Source organism: Escherichia sp. AM3, assembly GCF_032029835.1.
In the GTDB taxonomy this organism is placed as follows: Bacteria; Pseudomonadota; Gammaproteobacteria; order Enterobacterales; family Enterobacteriaceae; genus Escherichia; species Escherichia coli.
This window is the reverse complement of record NZ_JAVUPQ010001275.1, coordinates 1-239: the sequence shown is the minus strand read 5'-3', so window position 1 is coordinate 239 and position 239 is coordinate 1. Positions and strand designations below refer to the sequence as shown.

Genomic DNA, 239 nt, shown 5'->3' with positions numbered 1-239 from the left:
CCCAGGCATAGAGACCTAACGCCGACAGCCAGTTAGACGGCAGATACGAGTTAGCCACCACGCCGCCGTAGCTTGGCATATCTACGCCTGTCGCTTTTTCGATCCGCTTTTGCTGTTTTTCCATCAGGCGAATAGGCGCCCATACCAGCAGACCCGCCAGAAGAACGACGGCGACGTTGCGGATGCGTTGCCCACGGGTACGCAGCTGGCGTAACAGGGTATAGCGACAGGTATTACTC

At 57.3% G+C, this 239-nt stretch carries 1 pseudogene; it reads right to left on the bottom strand.

Annotation, left to right across the window (positions count from 1 at the left end):
- Window positions 1–239 (bottom strand): annotated as a pseudogene (locus tag RTW80_RS30650) (lipid A phosphoethanolamine transferase); the annotation flags it as partial.